Genomic DNA, 2,425 nt, shown 5'->3' with positions numbered 1-2,425 from the left:
GGTCACATGGGGGCGGTCCGGGGTCTGGGCTGGGGTTCTCGGGCCAGTTGCGCACATCACGTTTGGAACGCGGGTCGAGGTGGATTTCGGGCGGAGGTGGCGGTGTTGCAGGCGGGGTGTGCCCGTGTCGGGCGCCCGTTCTTCGTGCCGGTGTCTGGTGGCGCGGAGTTTCTCTTCCCGTGTTCGTGGTCGTTCGTGTTGGAGTCGTGATGACGCAGACCCTCCCCAGCCGTGCCCGTTCGGTGCGGCGGGTGCGTGTCGGTCCGGTGCGGCCTGCGGTGCCGGAGGCGCCGCAGCCGCGTCGTTCGGTGGCGCTGCTGGTGTTCGTGCTGGGTGTGCTGGCGGGGTTGGGTCCGCTGGCGACGGATCTTTACTTGCCGGCGTTTCCGCAGATCGCGGGGGATCTGGGTGCTTCGGAGGCGCGGATCCAGTTGACGTTGACGTCGGTGATGGTCGGTATGGCGCTGGGGCAGCTGGTGGTGGGGCCGCTCAGTGACGTGTGGGGGCGGCGGCTTCCGCTGCTGGTGGGGATCGGCGTGTTCACGGTGGCGTCGGTGCTGTGCGCGGTGGCGCCGTCGGCGGGGGCGCTGGTGGTGCTGCGGTTCGTGCAGGGGCTGGCGGGTGCGGCTGGCGCGGTGGTGTCGCGGGCGGTGGTGCGTGACCTGTTCGAGGGGGATGCGGCGGCGCGGTTCTTCTCGCGGTTGATGCTGGTGGTGGGTCTGGCGCCGATGCTGGGGCCGCTGCTGGGCGGGCAGTTGCTGCTGCTGGGGCCGTGGCAGCTGCTGTTCGGGGTGCTGGCGGTGTCGGGTGCGGTGAGTTTCGTGCTGGTGCTGGTGGCGTTGCCGGAGACGTTGCCGGTGGAGCGGCGGCGCGGGTTGGACGCGGGTGTGCTGGTGCGGTCGTTCGGTGGGTTGCTGCGTGATCTGGGGTTCGTGGGTCCGGCGTTGACGTTGGGGTTGAACTTCGCGATGACGTTTACCTACATCTCGGCGTTCTCGTTCGTGTCGCAGGAGGAGTTGGGGGCGAGTGCGCAGGAGTTCGCTCTGGTGTTCGGGGTGAACACGCTGGGCATGGTGGTCGGGACGCAGGCGAATGCGGCGTTGATCGGGCGGATGCACCTGTCGCGGCGGCTGCTGGCGGGTCTGGTGGGGTCGCTGTTGTCGGTGGTGGTTCTGCTGGTGCTGGGTGTGAGTGGGCACGTGGGGCTGGTGCCGGTGACGGCGGTGCTGTTCGTGATGATGGTGTGCACGGGGTTTGTGTCGCCGAACGCGACGACGTTGGCGATTTCGAGCCAGCCGGCGTCGGTGGCGGGGACGGGTTCGGCGCTGCTGGGGACGCTGCAGTTCGCGGTTGGTGGCGGTCTGGCGGCGTTGGCGGGGCTGACGGGCTCGGGTGGGGCGTCGCTGGTGAGTATGGCGGTGGTGATGCTGGTGACGGGCGTGGCCGCGGCGCTGGTGTTCGGGGTGGTGCTGGCGCGCGGCCACGCCGGTTCGGTGCGGTAGTCGGCGGCGGTTAGTCGAGGGCGTCGGTGCTGGTGGTGCGGGCGGCGTTGGCGGGGATGGGTTGGCCGCGGGGTGGGATGGTGTCGGCGTCGGCGGGGTCGATGTCGTCGAGGTCGCCGGTGGCGGCGGTGGTGGCGATGGCGGTCATGGCGGCGAGGGCGGAGCGGATCTGGGCCTGTTCGTGCTGGGGGCCCATGGCGCTGAGTTCGATGAGGACGCTGCCGTCGCCGAGGAGGCCGTAGGCGTTGCGGGCGATTCCGCGGTAGTCGCCGCCGGGGTAGAGGCTGACGTTGCCGCCGGCCCGGGTCATGGCGCGGTGGGCGGTGACGGTGACCTGCTGGGAGAGGGTGGTGGCGTCGGTGGTGGTGTCGGGGTGGGTGGGCCACAGGAGTGAGGCGGTGATCTCGTCGCCGTTGTCGTCGATGTAGCGGCCCTGCATGTGGTAGTCGACGGTGATGTGGGGGTCGTAGTCGGCGTGGTGGCGTTGGATGTGGCCGGCTTCGGTGGCGGGGTTGTCGTCGGGGGCGACGTCGGGGTCGTGGTAGCGGTTGATGTCGTAGCCCTGGCCGGGGTTGCCGTGTTCGGGGTCGGCGTGGGGGGCGTAGTTGTAGCGCCAGTTGCGTTCGGTGCCGTCGGGGTTGGCGCGGACGATGATGTCGACGGTGATCTGGGAGCGGAGGCGGCGCTGCCAGGGGGTGTTGCCGATGCCGGTCTGGCGGAGGAATTCGAGGGCGGCGGGGGTGCCGAGGGGTTCGTTGCCGTGCTGCTGGGTGATGTAGAGCAGCCGGAGGGGGCCGTGTCCGACGCGGGCTGACCAGACGGGGCGGTTCTCGTTGGAGCGGCCGATTTCGGCGATGGTGATGGCGCCGTTGGAGCGTTGCTGGAGCTGGGTGAGGGCTCGGGTGAGTTCGGCGGTGTCGGGG

General features: G+C 70.3%; 2 protein-coding genes. One reads left to right on the top strand and one right to left on the bottom strand.

Annotated elements, in window-relative coordinates; genetic code table 11:
• The first annotated feature begins 209 nt into the window (after positions 1-209).
• A complete protein-coding gene (locus DEF28_RS26255; RefSeq protein WP_114400912.1) occupies positions 210-1,502 on the top strand; it encodes a multidrug effflux MFS transporter in 1,293 nt (430 codons plus the stop codon).
• A gap of 10 nt (positions 1,503-1,512) precedes the next feature.
• On the opposite strand, the gene DEF28_RS28915 is transcribed toward DEF28_RS26255, so the two are convergent.
• On the bottom strand, positions 1,513-2,425 hold a 913-nt coding region (locus DEF28_RS28915), incomplete at its 5' end, for a M14 family zinc carboxypeptidase (protein WP_114446258.1).

The organism is Marinitenerispora sediminis (assembly GCF_003336425.1).
Lineage (GTDB): Bacteria > Actinomycetota > Actinomycetes > Streptosporangiales > Streptosporangiaceae > Marinitenerispora > Marinitenerispora sediminis.
Note: the sequence above shows the minus strand (reverse complement) of the source record. Positions and strands in the feature narration are given on the sequence as shown.